At 55.0% G+C, this 17,777-nt stretch carries 16 protein-coding genes; 3 read left to right on the top strand and 13 right to left on the bottom strand.

Features of this window, described 5'->3' with window-relative positions; genetic code table 11:
* Nucleotides 1–316 precede the first annotated feature (316 nt).
* The gene (locus GRX03_RS02315) at nt 317–1,198 is read right to left on the bottom strand and encodes an AAA domain-containing protein (RefSeq protein WP_159762569.1); all 882 of its coding nucleotides are present in this window, start codon (nt 1,196–1,198) and stop codon (nt 317–319) included.
* Entirely contained in the window at nt 1,195–5,145 is a 3,951-nt protein-coding gene (locus GRX03_RS02310; RefSeq protein WP_159762568.1) for an AAA domain-containing protein, read from the bottom strand. Before GRX03_RS02310 ends, GRX03_RS02315 begins: the two co-directional genes overlap by 4 nt.
* A gap of 290 nt (nt 5,146–5,435) precedes the next feature.
* Here GRX03_RS02310 and GRX03_RS02305 point away from each other — a divergent pair, with 290 nt between their 5' ends.
* The gene (locus GRX03_RS02305; protein WP_159763168.1) at nt 5,436–5,636 is read left to right on the top strand and encodes a hypothetical protein; all 201 of its coding nucleotides are present in this window, start codon (nt 5,436–5,438) and stop codon (nt 5,634–5,636) included.
* Between the two features lie 415 nt (nt 5,637–6,051).
* Here GRX03_RS02305 and GRX03_RS02300 read toward each other — a convergent pair whose 3' ends face one another.
* From GRX03_RS02300 to GRX03_RS02275, 5 genes are all read right to left on the bottom strand, one after another.
* Entirely contained in the window at nt 6,052–7,260 is a 1,209-nt protein-coding gene (locus GRX03_RS02300) for an orc1/cdc6 family replication initiation protein (protein WP_159762567.1), read from the bottom strand.
* 1,016 nt (nt 7,261–8,276) lie between these two features.
* Complete coding sequence (locus GRX03_RS02290; RefSeq protein WP_159762565.1) at nt 8,277–8,732, bottom strand: GDP-mannose mannosyl hydrolase; 456 nt, start codon at nt 8,730–8,732, stop codon at nt 8,277–8,279.
* A gap of 437 nt (nt 8,733–9,169) precedes the next feature.
* Nucleotides 9,170–10,102 carry a UDP-glucuronic acid decarboxylase family protein gene (locus GRX03_RS02285; protein ID WP_159762564.1) on the bottom strand — a complete coding sequence of 311 codons (933 nt, stop codon included), beginning with the start codon at nt 10,100–10,102 and terminating at the stop codon, nt 9,170–9,172.
* Complete coding sequence (gene galU, locus GRX03_RS02280) at nt 10,099–10,965, bottom strand: UTP--glucose-1-phosphate uridylyltransferase GalU (protein ID WP_159762563.1); 867 nt, start codon at nt 10,963–10,965, stop codon at nt 10,099–10,101. Before galU ends, GRX03_RS02285 begins: the two co-directional genes overlap by 4 nt.
* 311 nt (nt 10,966–11,276) lie before the next feature.
* Nucleotides 11,277–11,741, bottom strand: a complete 465-nt coding sequence (locus GRX03_RS02275) for an NUDIX domain-containing protein (RefSeq protein ID WP_159762562.1) — start codon at nt 11,739–11,741, stop codon at nt 11,277–11,279.
* Here GRX03_RS02275 and GRX03_RS16995 point away from each other — a divergent pair.
* Both GRX03_RS16995 and GRX03_RS02265 read left to right on the top strand, forming a co-directional pair.
* Nucleotides 11,664–11,969, top strand: coding sequence for a hypothetical protein (locus tag GRX03_RS16995; RefSeq protein WP_368278050.1), 306 nt, complete (start codon nt 11,664–11,666; stop codon nt 11,967–11,969). The genes GRX03_RS02275 and GRX03_RS16995 overlap by 78 nt on opposite strands.
* Nucleotides 11,970–12,133: 164 nt before the next feature.
* Nucleotides 12,134–12,469 carry a hypothetical protein gene (locus GRX03_RS02265; RefSeq protein ID WP_159762561.1) on the top strand — a complete coding sequence of 112 codons (336 nt, stop codon included), beginning with the start codon at nt 12,134–12,136 and terminating at the stop codon, nt 12,467–12,469.
* Nucleotides 12,470–12,782: 313 nt separating this feature from the next.
* Here GRX03_RS02265 and GRX03_RS02260 read toward each other — a convergent pair whose 3' ends face one another.
* From GRX03_RS02260 to GRX03_RS02235, 6 genes are all read right to left on the bottom strand, one after another.
* On the bottom strand, nt 12,783–13,238 hold the full coding sequence (locus GRX03_RS02260; protein ID WP_159762560.1) for an NUDIX domain-containing protein: 456 nt from the start codon (nt 13,236–13,238) through the stop codon (nt 12,783–12,785).
* Nucleotides 13,231–14,004 carry a GDP-L-fucose synthase family protein gene (locus GRX03_RS02255; RefSeq protein ID WP_368278048.1) on the bottom strand — a complete coding sequence of 258 codons (774 nt, stop codon included), beginning with the start codon at nt 14,002–14,004 and terminating at the stop codon, nt 13,231–13,233. The genes GRX03_RS02260 and GRX03_RS02255 overlap by 8 nt, the downstream gene beginning before the upstream one ends.
* Nucleotides 14,005–14,322: 318 nt before the next feature.
* Nucleotides 14,323–14,877: a class I SAM-dependent methyltransferase gene (locus tag GRX03_RS02250; protein ID WP_159762559.1), complete on the bottom strand. Its 555-nt coding sequence runs from the start codon at nt 14,875–14,877 to the stop codon at nt 14,323–14,325.
* A gap of 101 nt (nt 14,878–14,978) precedes the next feature.
* Nucleotides 14,979–15,614 carry an IS6 family transposase gene (locus tag GRX03_RS02245; RefSeq protein ID WP_159762558.1) on the bottom strand — a complete coding sequence of 212 codons (636 nt, stop codon included), beginning with the start codon at nt 15,612–15,614 and terminating at the stop codon, nt 14,979–14,981.
* 227 nt (nt 15,615–15,841) lie between these two features.
* Complete coding sequence (locus GRX03_RS16685; RefSeq protein ID WP_159762557.1) at nt 15,842–16,696, bottom strand: FkbM family methyltransferase; 855 nt, start codon at nt 16,694–16,696, stop codon at nt 15,842–15,844.
* Between the two features lie 78 nt (nt 16,697–16,774).
* Nucleotides 16,775–17,602, bottom strand: coding sequence for a glycosyltransferase (locus tag GRX03_RS02235; RefSeq protein ID WP_159762556.1), 828 nt, complete (start codon nt 17,600–17,602; stop codon nt 16,775–16,777).
* Between the last annotated feature and the right edge of the window lie 175 nt (nt 17,603–17,777).

Below are 17,777 nucleotides of genomic sequence, written 5' to 3'. Positions count from 1 at the left end.
GAGACGGTGGCTAACCGCGCACCGACACGGGCTTCAGTCGCGCCAAGCGTTGGCGTTGCGACCTCGTCAAGCGCACAGTCTGTGCACCGACACCGAGCGAGATGCCACCGCGGTGTTTCGACGGTTCGATAGGCGTACACGGAAACTGTCTCGCCTTCGCCCAACTCGGTCCCGCAGGCACAACACTGGACAGTTAGCGTCGGCATCCCCACGCAAAGCCCGGCGAACAGTTGTTCCAGTGGCGCCACGACAGCGTGCTCATCAGTGGCATTTTCATCACCGTCAACTTGGAGGCCACCGTCCGTTTCCACTGGCTTCATGACCGATCACCTCTACCTACTGTGCTTGGATACACCTGCACTGGCACGTCTGCGTGGTCGCCGGTCTTGTCAGCGACAAACGCACCGAGTGTGCCTGTCCAGGCTGGCTCCAGATCTTTGCCGACAGCCTGCGTGAACAGCCGCGCCCAGATCGGCCCGTCATCGAGGCGCTCGCTGTCCTGGGGCGCGACCTCGAACAGCGCGGTACTACAGACGACGACGGTTAGCAGGCGTGACCGGGAGATGGCAACGAGTAGCCGCCGTGGATTGAGGATGAACTGCTCTTCTGTCCGGGCAAACTGTGGGTCTGAGACTGTTGCGGAGACAGCAATCACGTCGCGTTCACCGCCTTGGTACTTCTCGACCGTGTTCGCTGTGACGCCCGCGGGCAACTCAGACGCAAGGGCCCCGCGCTGGGCGTTGTGTGGCGTCACGACCCCCATGCTCAGTGACTCGGAATGTGTCTCTGGCTGGTTGGCTGGCTGTGACTCTGTCGCGGTGGGCGCTGATGGCGGTCCCTCGCCGAGGGGCCTGCCGCTACCACCATCTGGGCGAGGGGCCGTCCGCTCGGCGACGGCCCGGGCAAGTGCGTCGACTAGCGTGGTTTCGATTGGATTGACCATTGTGTGTTCACGGTCGTCATAACAGAGAAAGACCAGCGACGAATCAGCGCCAAACACGGTTGCTTGCCCGACTGTGATCGGGGCAACGCGCTGTGCTGGCAGCGGCCGTGACTCGGCAGCCGTCAACTGGATGCCGTCTGCCTGATACTGAAACTGCGTGAGCAGGCGGGCAAGTTCCTCGTCGAACCGGTAGGACTCGGTGAGTTGCTCCAAGCGAATTGATTCGGCCGAGTCGGCCGAGGTGTCGTCAGTCATCGGCTCTCACCTGCAGCGTCATCGCCAAACTGTGAGCGTCGGTGTTGTTCTGACCCATCGTCCGGTGTGGACTGGTTGTCCAGTCTCGTGGCGAGGTCTCGGACGTATTCGAGTGCTGAGCGATATGCGCCGGTCTCCGTGACGGGTTTTCGGCGTGTGTCTGTCCAGTCCACCTCGGACACCGTCGCCAGCTGGCGGTGGTCACCAACGAGGAGGGTCTGGCCAGCGGGTGTGAGCGCGCTCGTGGCGAGAAACAGCCGTGGCAGGTCAAGCATACTGGCTTCGTCGATGCAGACGACATCGGCCAGCCCGGGTGCATAGCGCATTGCGGCCGGGGCAGACGTGCCGTCGATTGCCGAACACGTCTCGGCGACGATTCCCAGCACGCGATACAGCGTTGCCGGCGTTGCGAAGAGCAGTCGCTGTGTCGGGTCTGCTTTCTCCCCAGTCAGCGCACGGGCCATATCACTGAGGGTCTCCGCACCGCCGTCGCTGTGATAGGCCGCGTACGTGACTGCAACCTGTGTGGCGTCAGCATCTGCTCGCATTGTCTCGGCTGGCGGTGGCGTTGGCGTGACGCGAACGAGGCTGAGGTCGGTCAGTCCTGAGGCATTTTCCCGCCAGTTGTCCAGGCAATCGACAACGCCACTGAGGACGACATCGACGGCGTCGTGAGAGGGCGCGATGACGATGCCAGTGAACGGTTCGTCCTGCTGTGCGTGTGCATACGCTCTGGCGAGCAGCGCCGGTGCGGTTGCGCCATTTGTCTTGCCCGTTCCGGGCGGACCCTGTAAGGGCACGAGCGGACGATCGACAGCCTCGATGAACCGCTGTTGCGCATCGTTGGGCGTGAGACAAGCCTCGCTCGCGGCCATCTGCCTGCAGAACCGCTCGATTTCGGCTGGCGCAGCGACAGGCGTTGTTTGTCGCTGATCACCGCTCTCTTGGAGCACCTGGAGTTGCTGCCAGAGCGGGTTGTGCTGGATTGTCTCGGGCCGCAGTGCGCGGTCTGCCTTGGGGGCGCCGAAATCATCGACCATCGGATCGAGCATATACACCTCGTCGGTGTCGATCCAGACCGGCGGACGCTCGGCGACGTAGCCATCCCGCTCGCTCGGTGGCTGGTCGGGGTCGGTGAGATTACTTCCCTCCGGGCACTGCCAGCCACAGTGGTCGACGCGAAAGCGGCTGCCGTGGCGGCGAAACCGGTGTGGCAGTATTGTCAGGACAATCTCTCCCGCATCAACATCGAGCTGATCGACGAACACTGGCGGCGAGTGTTTCGTGTCTTCTGGGTCGTCAACGGTCGGTTCGAGGTCCGGCTGGACAGGAGACCGCTCACAGTCCGGATCAGTGGTGCGCTGGGTGAGGCGGGTCAGTACTCGCCAACTGCCACCGCTCGTCCCGTCAGCACTCCGGAGGCGAGCCTGCTGTGCGACCTGTGTGGCCGTGGCTGGGTCGTCGAACAGGTCCTCGTAGGCGAGGTCGGCGGTGATGGTGAGCGTCCCGTCGTCTGCGAGTGTGTAGTCGGTACAGCGAACCGGCATCGACCGCCCGCTGCGAGCGCGCTCGCGTAATGATGACCGGTACTGGGCGAGTGTTGCGTCACGGCTGGCACCGAACTCCATCCGGAGATAATCTCGCGCCGCTGCGGGCAGGCCTGACACAGGTGGCTCGAATGCCGCCAGTTCTGTCACGTCGAGTGGTTCTTTCGGCTGGTAGGCGTTCTTGTAGGGAATCGCCTCGACGAGGCGCTGCAGACTGTAGCTGAGCCGTTCGACAAGCGTCGTCACGTCTCGGCGCTGCAGGCGTTCGTTGCCTTCGCCGGTCCGGCCGTAGAAGCGGTTGATTTCTTGCCGGTACAGGTCCCGATGCTCGTCTTCAACGGCCCACTGTTCAACAACAACGGGGTGGAGTCGCGGCTGGTCGTCGTCAGGTCGTTTCGGGACGGCCGCCCAGAGGTACTCCAAGGGGAACTGACCGCCACTGCGCTTGCGGATGCGATACCAGCCATCAGGATCAGGCTGGTCGGCCTCGACAACGTCGGCGGCCGGCCCCTCGCCGAGGGGCCCACGGCCCAGATGCAGGCGAATGCCGGGGTCGTCTCTGAGGTACGGGGCCGCATCGGTAAGGAATTGCTCGCTGAAGATGTCTCGAATCGGTGGGTCGTCAGGCCGTGCATCCGGCGGGTCGAACGTGTCGATGGTCCAGCTGGCGTCGAACTGATCGACGACACTCAACAGGCCCTGCGACGGCGATTGCAGCGCGAAATGGTCGTTGATGACCGGCTGGACGGGCGTCACCATCGACTGGTCGATCTCGGTGTGGCCGTCTTCATCGAGACTACACAGCGCACGCAGCGCGCGAGCGCGAGTGAGTGAATCGCTGTGTCGGTCGAGTGCCTCGGTCAGGACATCCAGTTCATGCTCGCTGTACGTGTAGCAGTGAAGCACCGCCTGTTCGGGTTCGCCGAGTGCTGTTGCGACTTCTTTGATCGCGTTGAACAGTTGTGTCAAGAACCGCTCGAAGAGGTCCGCTTCAACGTCGGTGGCGAGGCTGTCATCGTCGGGGACCGCATCAATGACTTCGCCAATTGTGATGTACTCTTTGTAGTCGTCAGCAGTAATACACGCGCCAAGCGCCCCGAGTCGGTTGATCGCCGAATCCGGTCGGACGAACAGTGCAACGTGGATCAACTCTCCTGGGTCGGCACCGTCGATATTGCCCCAGCCAGCACAGCGGTCGTCTGGCAGCGGGACCCAGTCGTTGCCGGGGATCGCTGGTGGGAATCGATATTCCGGATAGTCGGGTTCGATTTCGCCGTACAGAGCCTGTGCACGGAGCACGAGTTCGTGAATCGGATACGGGAGTGATTCTTCGAGTGTGCGCCGCAGGTCTGCGTCGATATCGAGTTGTGGCGGGTCATCCATCGGCGTCGTCTTTCGGTTGGGCGGCGCCAGTGTGGCGATGTCATGGAGACTCGTGAGCCCCGCGTCCTGAAGGGTTCGCTGTGTGCTCGCGTTCAGTCCCAGCAAGGCGAGACTCTGTGTGTTTCGGGAGTTCTCAACGGCACGCGTCGCGCAGGCTTCCCGGTATGCGCAGTTGTTACAGACTTGGTCAAGGGCGAACGGCAGGTCTTCTAAGTCGTCAGCCAGTGCCTCCTCGACGGGGCCGTCCTCGGCAAGCAGTTGCGTGACGAACAGTTCCCACTCCGAGCGGCGGAATGTCGGCAGGTCAAACGGTGACTGTGGGGTGTCTGTGGTCGCGTCGGCCTCTGTCAGGACGCTTGCCTCGATGTGGCAGTTGATGTCGCAGGGTCCCTCGGCGAGAGTCTGCTCCAGCAGGGCGCAGTACGCCGCCACTTGGACGCGGTGGGCTGGTTGTTCCTCACTCGCGCTCTTGCAATCAATTGTTCGTCCAACGACCGTGGCGTCATCGATATGTGTTGTGTCCGCAAGTGCGCTCGCGGGCGCGAGTGCAATGCAGTCAGCGTCACCATACACAGCTTCGTTGCCAAGGTGGCCGTCCAACGGGACCTGATACAAAAGAATGTACGGCACTTCATCGCCGGTTGGGGTAAGCGCGGCTGCCTGTTCGACAGCATCGGCGAGTTGAGCGGTTCGGCCCCTCGGCGAGTCCGCCCACGTCTCGTCGACAGTGATGTCTGGCACAGCATCCTGTGACCGGTCGCCCAGCTCCGGGCTTATCACCGTTGTTGCATTCGCGGCCAGTGCCTCGATCTGTGTCGCTTCAAACTCCTTGCCCGTGCCCAACAGGGCGATGTTCATCAGGCCATATGCTTCGCGCCACTTGCGAGCGGTGGCTTCGTCGCCCGGGTCAACATGCTGCTTCAGATACCGCGGGCAGCGGTCATGTTCGACAAACTGGGCGATGCCGCTCGGGTCCAGCGGTGGGTCAGCTGTGTGGTCGTCCTGTTCATCTCCCATGCGAGACCCACCTCTGTTGGCGGCAGTTGGCTCGCTGTGATACAACTGTCTGTCCGGCGGATTGAAGTGCCGGTAAATGCGATGATTGCATGCTTCGTTGGTTCGGCAGCGAAGCACGGGGTCGGTGTACTAGCACCGGCCTCATTCTCTCAGGCAGCCCATGCTTCTAACAGTTAGTAAATGCTGCAACCAATAAAGGGTTGTGGAATATTACAATGTTGCGTCATAATACAACCCTATTAGAGAACGAGTTAGTAAATGCTACCATGACGGACGAACAGGTGTTTGGCATGGCACGATCACGAGCGCTTATTACTGAGACAGAGCGGGAGCACATTGCAGGGGAACATGGTGATCGACGAAAGTACGAGGCAGTCTCTCGAGTTCGATCGCGGATTACCGATGAGCTTACCACAGACATCGATGTTCTTGAAACGCATCATCCTGATCTTCTTGATGAACTTCGAGAAACTGTATGTGAGGAGGAATAGTTGGTGTCTGTCAAAGGACCCATCCACAAACCCGTGCTGATGCTTGGGAACAAAGGCTTCTATACACATCCGGGGGATGTGGTCAATTCATACCAAGAGCGATAACCAAAACTGCGGTCTCTTTCGAGATAATCTTCTGACTTTCTTCTCGAAAAGAGTACTTCAGTTGCTAATTACACACCCCACCGTGTCGAGTGTTCTTGTCCCATGAGAGCCGTTACAGGAAGTTGTGGATCAATTGTAGCAGAGAGTATAGATACACCTCGAACGTGTACACGTGGGGTACGGGCTGATATAGAACAGTTGGAAGACACCCACCCCACCATGTCGAGTGTTCTACGCCCCCTCGCGATAAAGTATTGAGGACTGCACATACACACCCCACCGTGTCGAATGTTCTTCCCACGACACAGCCCTATAATTGGCGCAGCAAACGTTCCGGGAGCACAACCCCTTCTAGATCAGCCACGACCTCTTGAACAATCCTTAGATCAACACTGAACTCATATTCGTAGTACTGGCCACCACTTCGCCCTTCATTACGGGACTGTCGGTCAAGAATTCCGAGCATAGCAAGGTCAGCTAAATGATCGTGCATTCGACGGCGCACGAGCGGGTCGATCTCCGAGCGGTCGGCTATTGTCCGATATCGGGGATAGATGTCCCGTACTCGTGCAGGCGTATCTTCCTCAAGTGCGAGATGGAGCGTGGCTACAAGTGCGAGGTGACCATGCTGGGTCAATTCCCGCATTCCATGTTCAATTTGGCTCTGTTCAAGTTCGTCACGAGCATCGTGGACGTGAGCTTCTGAGATTACAGATTTGGCCTCCGTCCTAGCCAACTCGCCCGCGTTATACAGGAGGTTCAATGCCTGCCGTGCACTCCCGGTATCCTGTGCAGCAAGCGCAGCACACAGCGGGATCACTCCCTGTTCAGTCGCATCCTCAAACAGCGCCCCATCGGCGCGTTCTTGCAGAATTGCTTCGAGTTCTGGGCCGTTATACGGCGAGAAGTGGATCTCTTCTTCACAGAGGGTGTCCTTAACTTTCGGAGAGAGATCGTCTCGGAATCCGAAATCGTTGCTGATACCAATCACACCTGGTTTTGCGGATTCGAGATAGTCGTTTGAACGAGCACGAGGCAATTCATAGAGGATTTCATCGTCGTTGCCGATTTGATCGATCTCGTCAAAAACGAGTAGGATTGTCCCACCAATGGTATCGAGCTCATCGTACAAAATATCGAAGACCCGCTGTTGCGGATATCCGGTCGTGCTAATTTGCTCACTAGGAGCGCGAATCGTGTTCACGAGATTAACCGCAACTTGGTAGGATGAGGAAAGGTTCGTACAGTTGAGCCAGTATACCGATAGATCAATATCGTCGTACCGTTCAATATCTTGTTCGAGTCGGTCCAGAAGAAATCGTGAGACTGCTGTCTTTCCGACTCCTGTCTTGCCATACAAGAAAATATTCCGTGGTTGGGCACCGTTGACAACTGGCTGAAGTGCCTTTGTGTAGTTCTCCAATTCTTCTTCACGGGCTGTGATTGACTCAGGCTGATAATCTTCACGGAGCATATCCTCATCGCGGAAAATCTCTGTATCGCGAGTGAAGGTTGTCATCAGATGATTTTGCATGCGTATCCCAACATAATAAAACCACCGCGTCGAATGCGTCCAATGAAGTAGAAACTCAAAAAACAAACTAAGAACATTCGACACGGTGGGGTGTATGCGTGGAAATAGCCTCGTGGCTTGAGTGTTGTAAGAACACTCGACACAGTGGGGTGTGGGAGAATAGGCTCAGTCTGTTTTAGACAACGCTCAAAAAGGAAGTGTCGACGAACGTCTCAGCATACTCGTAGGTACTCGACTGAGCGGTCAGTTCACTGGAAGCACAACCCTCGGCGTGTGCCCCCGAGCGAAGCGTTGCAGCAGTCGATTGCTCGGGACGGGCTATGCCAGCCATTGATTGTTCGTCCCGATGGTGCAAGCTCAGCGTCTCACGCCACTGATGGCTGGCAGCGCTACCAGGTGGCGACCGATCTTGACTGGGGGTCTCTGCCAGTGGTTGTTCACGAGTCAGTACTGGGCGCGCTGTCTGCGACAGAGTCTGCGATTATCCTCCGCGAGTGGAGTACCTACGACTGGGCGCGGTACTGCCAGTCACTCGCAAGTGAATTGCGACTGGACGGCGCTTCCCAACGGATTATCATAACCAGTGTTGCCGAGCGGACAGTCAAAAGCCAGCAGACAGTCCAACGGTATCTCGATGCACTGGTACTGCCGTCGGTTGTACTGCATCGGATGTACGCTCAGGACCATTCAGTCTCCAACGCTTGGTGTCGCTGAGGTGATTGTTGGTGGGCAACTCGGGACGCAGTCAGCTCTGACAGCGCAGACACATCGGCACTGTTTGGTCGAGTCGGCGTTTCGGGCATGGAGTTTGCCTCAAGATGGGTAGCATTCTACCTTGTTGGCTAGTAGAACACACCTTCCGTCAAATACGCACTCTGCGCGCTGGCGCTGCTGACTGCTAATCATCCCGAACGGGGGCCTTTCAGAGAACTGGACTTACGATGTTTATACCCGTGATGTAGATCGCGCGGGTTCTGATACCCTCCGTCTCCTCGAACTATTTATTCCCAACCGAGTGAACTGGCCTCTTCAATGTACGCCGTAACATTCGGATGAAGTGACTCCGGCGGCGAGGTGAAGACCTGAAAATCAGCGTGCTGATCATCTGGTTGGAACTGCTCGGTCTTGGGGTCAACGACGTATCCGTTCGCCAAATAATGCTTTGACTCTACTCCCTCGATTTCCGCTGTGTCGTAGATATGCTCAAACGCACCGAGTGACTCAATCACGTCTACCTCCACACCGAGTTCATGTTTCGCTATTCGATGGACCGCTTCTGTTCGCGTTTCGTTTTTGAGCACGCGCCCACCCGGGATGAACCACTCACCTTTCGCGGGCTCATTCTGACGTTTTCCCAGCACAATCCCACTCTCCGTTCGAACAATCAAGTCGACGGAGACAATCGGAACGTTCCGAACGATTGTTTCCCACGCTTCGTCCGGTACCCACTCACTCATGTTCCTCGTCTCGGTGCTGTTCGTACCACGCAATCGTCTCGCGGAGCCCGTCGCGGAATTCTGTTGATGCTCCCCAGCTGAATCGTTATTCTCCAAGTGTCATGTTCAGCTTTCGTCTCGGCTGCTCCTCGCTACGTGCGGTGTCAAGTTCCCGGCTGGCTCTTATGCTGGGGGTGACGAGATCTCCGGTTCGTGTTGCTCACTAACTATTTTGAGGAGGCATTTCTCACAGACCCACTTTTGATTTATTTTTCTAAAAGGCCCATCCGAATGACACTGTGGACACTCGCGTCGGACTGGCATAAATATTGTATCGGTCTTTACGCACAAAGTAAAACACTCATTACGAGCGATGTCCGTCGCGTGCACGAGCCGGGTGCAGTGGGCGGTTTGTGCGACCGGTTTGGACTCTTGGTAAGAAGGCGGATTCGTTCAGTTTACAGCTGGCGTTCAAAATACGGGATTGATTCTCGAAGGCCGTCCGACAGTGAGACCGTTGGTTCCCACTCAAGCTCTGAACGGGCCTTCGAGATGTCCGGGCGACGCACCTGTGGGTCCTGTGGCGGGAGTTCCTCGTACGTTATATCGCTTTCGCTACCGGTGGCGTCGAGAACGACGCGCGCGAGTTCGTTGATCGTTCTTTCATCAGGATTCCCGATGTTGACTGGTTCCTGGACGTCGGACTCGAGGAGTGCAACCAGCCCGTCAATCATGTCCGAGACGTAGCAGAAGCTCCGCGTCTGCTCGCCATCGCCGTACACAGTCAGGTCCTCGCCAGTCAGCGCCTGTTTGACGAAGTTCGGGATGACGCGCCCGTCATCTAATCGCATCCGTGGTCCGTACGTATTGAAAATGCGAGCAACCCGAACGTCGAGACCGTGTTGGTCGCGGTACGCCCGAACGAGGGATTCACCGTAGCGCTTAGATTCATCGTAGCACGACCGCGGCCCATATGGGTCGACGTTCCCACGGTAGTCCTCGGGCTGGGGGTTGACCTTGGGGTCGCCATACACTTCGCTCGTCGACGTGAACAGGTACGTGGCGTCTTTTTCCTTTGCGAGCCCCAGAGTCTTGTGCGTGCCGAGTGCACCGACCTTCAGCGTCTTTATTGGATTCTCGCGGTAGAAGACGGGGGACGCGAGACTTGCCAGGTGCATAACGGCGTCAAGGTCTTCAGAGACGTGGATGAACTCGGTGACATCGTGTTCGTAGAACGAGAAATCAGGGTGTTCGAATGCGTCGTCGAGGTTCTCAGTCTGGCCGCTCACACGGTTGTCCATCCCGATGACTTCATGACCGTCGGCGAGGAGGTGGTCAGTTAGGTAGGAGCCAAGGAACCCAGCCGCACCAGTGACGAGGATTCGGCTCATTTGAATTGCTCCTCAAGGATTTTTTCGACCGCTGCGTTCATTTCGCCGTCGTCGTGCCGGAGCGCCATCTCGATATTCGCTTGCAGCCAACTCGGGATGTTCCCGATATCGTACCGGTCGCCGTTGAGTTCGACTCCGCGGACTGTCTCTAGCTCACGGATGGCGTCGGTTAGTTGTAGTTCGCCGCCGACGCCCTTCTCGATGCGCTCCAGAGCGTCGAAAATTTCTGGCGTTAGCACGTACCGGCCCGTGATTGCGAGATTCGAGGGTGCTTCCTCCTGTGGGGGTTTTTCGACGAAGTCATCAACTGGGAAACTCCGCGTAGTTGATGCTCCATCCTGAACGTCCGCCACGCCGTACGCGGGTACGTCTTCCCAAGGGACACGCTCCAGCGATAGCACGGAGGTTTCGTGTTCTTCGGCGGCATCGATGAGCGTCTCCGTACACGGTGTGGCGCTTTCGATGATGGTATCGCCCAGCAGGAGCGCGAACGGTTCGTCGCCAACGTGCTTGCGTGCGTACCGTACTGCGTCACCCAATCCGTCTCGTTCCTTCTGGCGGACGTAGTGGATGTCAGCCAAGTCTGCGATATCACGAACTCGACCGAGTCGGTCGAGTTTGTTGTCAGCTTCCAAGGCCTCCTCAAGCTCGTAGGATTTATCGAAGTGGCGCTCAATCGCCTGTTTCCCGCGGCCAGTAATAATGAGAATATCATCGATACCTGCCTCAACTGCCTCCTCAACGACGTACTGGATTGTCGGTTTATCGAGTACCGGCATCATCTCTTTCGGTTGCGCCTTTGTGACAGGCAGAAACCGTGTCCCAAAGCCAGCAGCGGGAATGACCGCTTTGTCTACTTGCATTACTTGTACCTACTTGATTGCTTCTGTATAAGGGTTTATTCACAGTTGGGCTTTGAGGAGCGGCGATTCAGTCGCCGAAATCCGATGAGGGGATTGTTTGTGTGTGACTTGAGACGTAGTTAGTTCCGACAACTTAGACGAATTGTCTGATAGAGTTGGCGCCATGGGTGTAGAGTTCGCCTACGGAAGGCTACTCACTCAATTAATTTTCCGGTTAGACCAGTCTGGCAAGTTCAATCCCAGAATTCAGATTCCAAACAATTTCTCACTCAGCGAAATACAAACGGTGCTTCTGACTACACTACAATTGGTCACGATAGTTCAGCCGTCTCCGCCGCTTGGATATAGGCACGCACGTTCTGATGCAGTGATTGCGGTGCTGCAGTGAATACCTGAAAATCGGCGTGTTGTCCATCGGCTTGGAATTGGTCGGTCAATGGGTCCACGACATATCCGTTTGCGAGATAGTGTTTGGTTCCTACCCCGCCGATCTCTGCAGTCTCGTAGATGTGCTCGAAGGCACCGAGCGATTCCACGATTTCGACTTCGACTCCCAGTTCGTCCGCAGCGATACGGTCGACTGCTTCCGTTCTTGTCTCTCCCTTGTGGACTCGTCCGCCTGGAATAAACCACTCTCCCTTCGCAGGTTCGTTGGTCCGTTTGCCGAGGACGATTCCCTCCTCTGACCGTATGAGGAGATCGACGGACACAATGGGCACGTTTCGAACGATTGTCGCCCATTCCTCGTCGGGTATCCACTTACTCATGGAGTTCATCGCGGTGATTCTCGTACCACTCGATTGTCTCGCGCAATCCGTCTCGAAACGCTGTCGACATTAAAAAGCATCCAGGATCACCTCTCAGACCTCCATATGCTGGGATTCCTTCGCCGCCATGAGCGGAATGAGGGGTTGAGCGGTGGCCAGTATTACGAGTATGAGTTGGATCTGGATCCAGAGATTGTGTTAGAAACCCGGACGGAGATCGCCAAACACACCCGGTGAGAGCACACGAAACGTACTCTCTATGTGTACGTCTGTGCTTGGAGTGGCGCACGGCGAAAAGCACACGAAATCTACTCTTTCACTCTAGTCGAACTGACCGAGTGAATCGTTGAGGGGATTACGACGCCCGTGAAGAGCTCGAACAGAGCCAGATCGAGCACGGAATGCGGGAGTTAACCCAGCACGGACATCTCGCGCTCGTGGCCACACTCCATCTCGCAGTTGAGGAGGACACACCTGCGCGGGTTCGGGAGGTTTACCCTCGGTATCGGACGATCGCTGACCGCTCTGAGATCGATCCGTTGGTGCGTCGGCGTATGCACGATCATCTGGCCGACCTTGCTATGCTTGGTATTTTGGATCGGCAGTCCCGCAACGAGGGGCGAAACGGTGAGCAGTACTACCAATACGAGTTCAGCGTCGATCTGGGGATTGTTCAGGAGGTCGTCGCTGATCTGGAAGGGGTTGTGCTTCCGGAGCGTGTGCTGGGTCAGTTGTGAGGCTGGTCGAACACTCGACACGGTGGGGTGTGGGTAGGGTGGCTCAGTGATTGTGCTATGGTCAGAACATTCGACACGGTGGGGTATCGAGTCGGATAGAGGTGATTAAGGAGGGAGAAGTCACAACAACAACTACACGTTCCGGCAGTCTCTCTTTTTGCCAGGGACTGGTCGGTGGCATTGTCTCGGTCCGTCTGTGCGTTGTACGAGGCCATCTGAATACGTGCGCATGCGTTACGAGCGATCGGACACGAGCAGCTGTCGCTGGCGAACTCAGCGGTATGAATACGAAAATCGAACGGCTCCCGATCTGCTACCAGTCGAGAGTCTCCGACGCGTCGAGGTAGGCGCGGATGTGCGGGTGAAGCGACTCGGGCGGTGACTGGAACACTTCAACGGCATCGTGCTGGTCGTCGTCGGTCCCTGGGTTGCCGTCCTGGAGATCGACGACGTAGCCGTTGGCGAGGTAGTGTTTCGACTCGACGCCCTCGACGTCGGCGGTGTCGTAGAAATGCTCGAAGGCACCGAGCGATTCGACGATTTCGACAGAGATCCCGAGTTCGTCCTCGGCGACGCGGTGGACGGCCTCCTGCCGCGTTTCGCCTTTGGAGACGCGCCCGCCGGGGATGAACCACTCACCTTTCGCGGGTTCGTTCGTCCGCTTCCCGAAGACGAGCCCTCCGTCGTATCGGACGAGCAGATCGACCGAGACGATCGGCATGCGCCGGACGATCGTTTCCCACTCGTGGTCGGGGATCCACTCACTCATGTAACTCCTCTCGGTGAGTCCCGTACCAGTCGATGGTCTCCCGAAGCCCCTCCCGAAACGGCGTCGAGGCTTCCCAGCCGAAGCGTTCCTCTGCTCGCGAGGTATCCAGTTTCCGGCGCGGCTGGCCGTCAGGTTTCGAGGTGTCCCACTCGATATCCCCCTCGAAGCCAGTCTCCTCGGCGATCGTTTCGACCAGCGCTTTGATCGAGATCTCCTCGCCGCTGCCGAGGTTGACCGGATCCGAGGAATCGTACCGCTCCGTGGCATCGAGTATCCCCTCGGCAGCATCCTTGACGTAGAGGAACTCTCGGGTCGGCTCACCGGTTCCCCACGCAGTGATCGAATCGTCGCCGCTCTCGCGTGCCTCGATGCACTTGCGGATGATCGCCGGGATCACGTGTGATGTCTCCAGATCGAAGTCGTCACGCGGGCCGTAGAGGTTCACCGGGAGCAGATAAATGCTGTTGAAATTGTACTGTTTCCGGTAGGCTCGGGACTGGGTCAGCAGCGCCTTTTTCGCGATGCCGTATGGGGCGTTGGTTTCCTCGGGATAGCCATCGAACAGGTCATCTTCGCTGAAGGGAACCGGTGTATGATTGGGATACGCACAGATTGTCCCGAGGATGGTGAACTTGTCCACATCGTACTGTCGGGCCTGTTCGAGCAGCTCGATCCCCATAATGGCGTTGTCGTAGAAGTACCTGCCGGGATTCTCTCTGTTCGCGCCGATGCCGCCGACCGTCGCCGCCGGTGTCCATGATGCTATGATTGCTCAGAATGTGAGTAAGCAGGTGACCATCTTTGTGTGATTTGATATCAGGGCCGAATTTTCCTGAGCGTCGTACGCTACGACACACTTACTTGCCCACTCGTATACCCAACTGTTAGCCTCACAGGATGGAATCTGGAAACGCTGAGTTCGTCTGTCGGTTTAGTGACTAACGAATGATACCAGTCCAGATAAAAAATAACGACAGTACCCGTGTGTCTTGTTTATCTCGCTATTTTTGTATATGACCACGGCGGACAGAGAGAATGATAGAAGAAGTCACTTTAGCAGTCATGATAGTATCTCATTTAGAACTCATATCGAATGCTCCTCTTTTGTTACTGCTTGCGATTCTGCTGAGTACGGTAGTGGATCAACTGTACTGATTGGTCGGCCCTTAATAAAGAACCAATCTGGGTGATCTCTCTCAAAATGAGGTTGGAGTTCGTTCTCTACGGCAAACTCAGTAACAGCTTGTGCGACACCATTCCAGTCAGCATCGTCACCAGCTATTATTCCATCTTCCGCCAAAAGTGAATAGTAGTTCTCAATGTCAGACTTCACATATTCGTAGTGATGGTTCCCATCGACAAAAACATAATCTAACTCTCGGTCTATCTCTTTGATCGCTTCTGAGGAGTACTGCTCGATCCATCTAACATTATCATACTTATCCAACCGAGTATGTGCTTTCTCCTGTGCGGCAGACATTTTATTTGGATCCGATTTTCTTTCGGGATATTCGTCGTATGCATCGAACGGATCTATCAAAAATAACTCATCAATGTCCAAGTGGTTCAAAAGATACTCCGCATTAGATCCTTCCCAAACACCGATCTCTGCTGCTGTTATGTTTTCTCTGTCTCGCAAGAGTTGCAGATGGAGTTTCGGCTGATGGGAGTTACAAAAGTAGTGATTGTGCGTCTTTTTGATTAATGCTACAGGTCCATCTCTTCGCAGGACGGTAGTGTTTAGTTTGGAGCATTGTGCCAGCGAGCGAAGCTTTGGAGCCAGTTTTCAGCTGTCTCTGGTTCGACGTGACTGAAACAGTTTGAAAACGAAGAGGTTCGACGTTTTACCTCTCGAAAGATACGTTCGACAGCATTCCGATTTCCGTGGCGTTCGGTTTGAAATCGCAGCCCTGCTCGGCGCAGTGCAGCGTGGAGGTGGTTCGCGCCATCGACGAGAAACACGGTGTCTTCGACATCGTGTTTCTGGCGAAGTTCGCGCAGAAATATTTCCGTTAGAGCGGTTGTCGTGGCAGTAAACAACCGCAAATGGAGCAGTTCGTTCGTCGCTGGATCAGCAGCAGCGTACAGCCAATACTGCTGATCGTTGATGCGAATCACTGTCTCGTCGACCGCAACCTGATTCGGACTTTTGCCGCTAGTCGGCTGTAGATCGGCTTTCTGCACCCAGTCGTGTACCGCCTTCCGAGAGCGTTGGACACCCAAATCATCAAGGATAGAGATGGTATTCGAAAGTGACAGTCCCGCCAGATGCATCTGAATACCAAGCTTCATCGCCGGCTCGGGTGTCCGCTCGCGCTCCACAAAATCCAAATCAATCCAATCGCTATTACCGCTGAGGCGGCTGATTTCTGGCATAGGCACCACAAAATCGGTCCGCCTCACTTTTCACGCTTAACTAAACACCGCCGCTGTTAAGAACTTAGAGTACATAACTACTCATTAGCCTACTACCATCATAATAGTATCTTTGTGACTTGTGGATCCGAGTGGAGTAAGAAACATCATTGTAATGTGAAAATTTTGAATATATTCATTCACCTGCAAACTCATAGGGTGGTCCCGACATACCAATGTCGTCTCTACTATTCAGGTTTAATTAAGTATCCGGGGTTCGTTTCTTCCAACTTATTCTTTACTTCCGTATATTCATAGCCATTGTTATCCATAATTTTTCTGAACTTCCTCCGAGAGACGTCTTTTCTGTTCAAGTGAAGTTCAATAAATCCGGAAACTGACTCGATCTGATCAGAACTCAACAGGTCCTGTAATATTTTTAATTCGACACCTTCAGCGTCGACTTTCACCCACGGTCTTGTGATTTCATGCTCGGAGCAGAATTTGCTACATTTGATTGAACTCACGCTCTGTCGTTTATGACTGCTGTGGCTATTTGTCGGTTGAACAGTGTGGCTCGTAGTGCCGGTCGCCGAAGGGTCAGTATAAAAATCCGTGGTACCTGAGGAGTCACTCACCACAGCTTGATGCGCGTTAATGCGGTTGCCTTCAAAGTTATTCAATTTAATATTTCTTCGAAGTATATTTATATTGTATGAGTCTGGCTCAAAGGCGTGGATTCGGTGGTCTGAATTTAAATGAGCCAAAATGACCGTGTAAATCCCCATATGAGCCCCGATATCCAGGATAGCATCCCGGGAATTGCTGACTCGAAGATTTTCTATTGGGACCATTTCATGCCCAATCATTCCATCAGCTACTGAGCGGTTGGCAACGCCTAGCGTAACGCGGTCCCAGTATCCAAACCGTAGGCAGTGCCCCTCCCAAGATTTCTCAACGTAATTCTTCCCCCGGAGGTGTTGCAATTTAGCAAATGCATTTCCCGCTGCATACTTAAGTGGTTCAGGCAAATACGTTCCATACTGGAGAACTCGTTGGACGCCCATTTGAGTAGTTATCCCAATATGATCATATGTGGCCACGTGTTATATATGATGCGGAGTAGAAAATTTATTACTCAGTGTTGAGTCCGGTGATTTGGGAGGGAACTCCTCAAATAATCATAAAAGATTCTTAAGCGTCACCGTGGCCGCTCGTTTTACCGTCCCGACAATGCCACGTTCTTTGATCGAAAGTCGGATTCTTCGGGGCAACGTTCGTGATAACTTGACCGAGTATCCACCTGTCGAACGGGGATAAAAAATCCGTGATCCTGTAGTAGCGTTTATACTGGACACGGCATTTTCTATTTCGTAATACTTTCCGGCTCCTTCGGCGTCAAAATCCAGAAGTCGGCCGTGGAAAATTTTCACTTCCCCAACGGCATGACCTGGATATCTAAACAGACAATTATACTCTGGTGGGATTGTAGCCAGTCTAATGTCAGACTCATACACTGCCTTCCGAAATGACGGCTGGTCATGTGACTGATCAACGCTGTAGAATTCATTCCACTTCTTTGATAACTGCTGCATAGCATCAGTCCGAAAAGCGAGAACACCAGTATTATATTCGGGGAAAGACTCCGGGACCGATTGCATATCATCCGCCTCACGCTTCTGATGATCATTGTTGTGTGCCGCGCCAATATCGAATCTATCAAGCAAGGCAAATAAATCGGAGACATCTCCGGTAACGTATGTATCGGTGTCTAAAAAGATCGTTTTGTCGTACGGAGATCTCTGAAGATAGTTTATTTTATCACGAAATCCATACTCTGGGTCGTCTACAACGACAACGTTATCGAATACTTCTTCGTCAATCTCTCTATCGGTGAAAATTGTAATCGGGATCTGACTATTCTGCTCCTGAACTGATTCTGCCGACAGAATCGCCTCTTCCACGAAGTTCCTCCCCATCGCAACATAAATTATCCCACGCTCAGTCATTATCAGGTGTCTCGTGGCGAGCGGGAAATAGTATTCTATTAGAATCAAATTCGTACCCTTGTTGGCACGACAGGTCCATACTAACTACCTCGTTGTTGGACACTGGGCAAGGGGAGAGTCTTCACCCTTGAATAGCACAACCAGAGAGCGCCGTCGGGAACGAAGAGCAGGTTGG

The sequence above is a fragment of the Halovenus carboxidivorans genome (assembly GCF_009831575.1).
Lineage (GTDB): Archaea > Halobacteriota > Halobacteria > Halobacteriales > Haloarculaceae > Halovenus > Halovenus carboxidivorans.
Note: the sequence above shows the minus strand (reverse complement) of the source record. Positions and strands in the feature narration are given on the sequence as shown.

Bases quoted from the DNA above. Each gene is read 5' to 3' on its own strand.
- GRX03_RS02315 (WP_159762569.1), bottom strand. From the start codon at position 1,198: ATGACTGACGACACCTCGGCCGACTCGGCCGAATCAATTCGCTTGGAG.
- GRX03_RS02310 (WP_159762568.1), bottom strand. From the start codon at position 5,145: ATGGGAGATGAACAGGACGACCACACAGCTGACCCACCGCTGGACCCG.
- GRX03_RS02305 (WP_159763168.1), top strand. From the start codon at position 5,436: ATGGCACGATCACGAGCGCTTATTACTGAGACAGAGCGGGAGCACATT.
- GRX03_RS02300 (WP_159762567.1), bottom strand. From the start codon at position 7,260: ATGACAACCTTCACTCGCGATACAGAGATTTTCCGCGATGAGGATATG.
- GRX03_RS02290 (WP_159762565.1), bottom strand. From the start codon at position 8,732: ATGAGTGAGTGGGTACCGGACGAAGCGTGGGAAACAATCGTTCGGAAC.
- GRX03_RS02285 (WP_159762564.1), bottom strand. From the start codon at position 10,102: ATGAGCCGAATCCTCGTCACTGGTGCGGCTGGGTTCCTTGGCTCCTAC.
- galU (WP_159762563.1), bottom strand. From the start codon at position 10,965: ATGCAAGTAGACAAAGCGGTCATTCCCGCTGCTGGCTTTGGGACACGG.
- GRX03_RS02275 (WP_159762562.1), bottom strand. From the start codon at position 11,741: ATGAACTCCATGAGTAAGTGGATACCCGACGAGGAATGGGCGACAATC.
- GRX03_RS02265 (WP_159762561.1), top strand. From the start codon at position 12,134: ATGCGGGAGTTAACCCAGCACGGACATCTCGCGCTCGTGGCCACACTC.
- GRX03_RS02260 (WP_159762560.1), bottom strand. From the start codon at position 13,238: ATGAGTGAGTGGATCCCCGACCACGAGTGGGAAACGATCGTCCGGCGC.
- GRX03_RS02245 (WP_159762558.1), bottom strand. From the start codon at position 15,614: ATGCCAGAAATCAGCCGCCTCAGCGGTAATAGCGATTGGATTGATTTG.
- GRX03_RS02235 (WP_159762556.1), bottom strand. From the start codon at position 17,602: ATGACTGAGCGTGGGATAATTTATGTTGCGATGGGGAGGAACTTCGTG.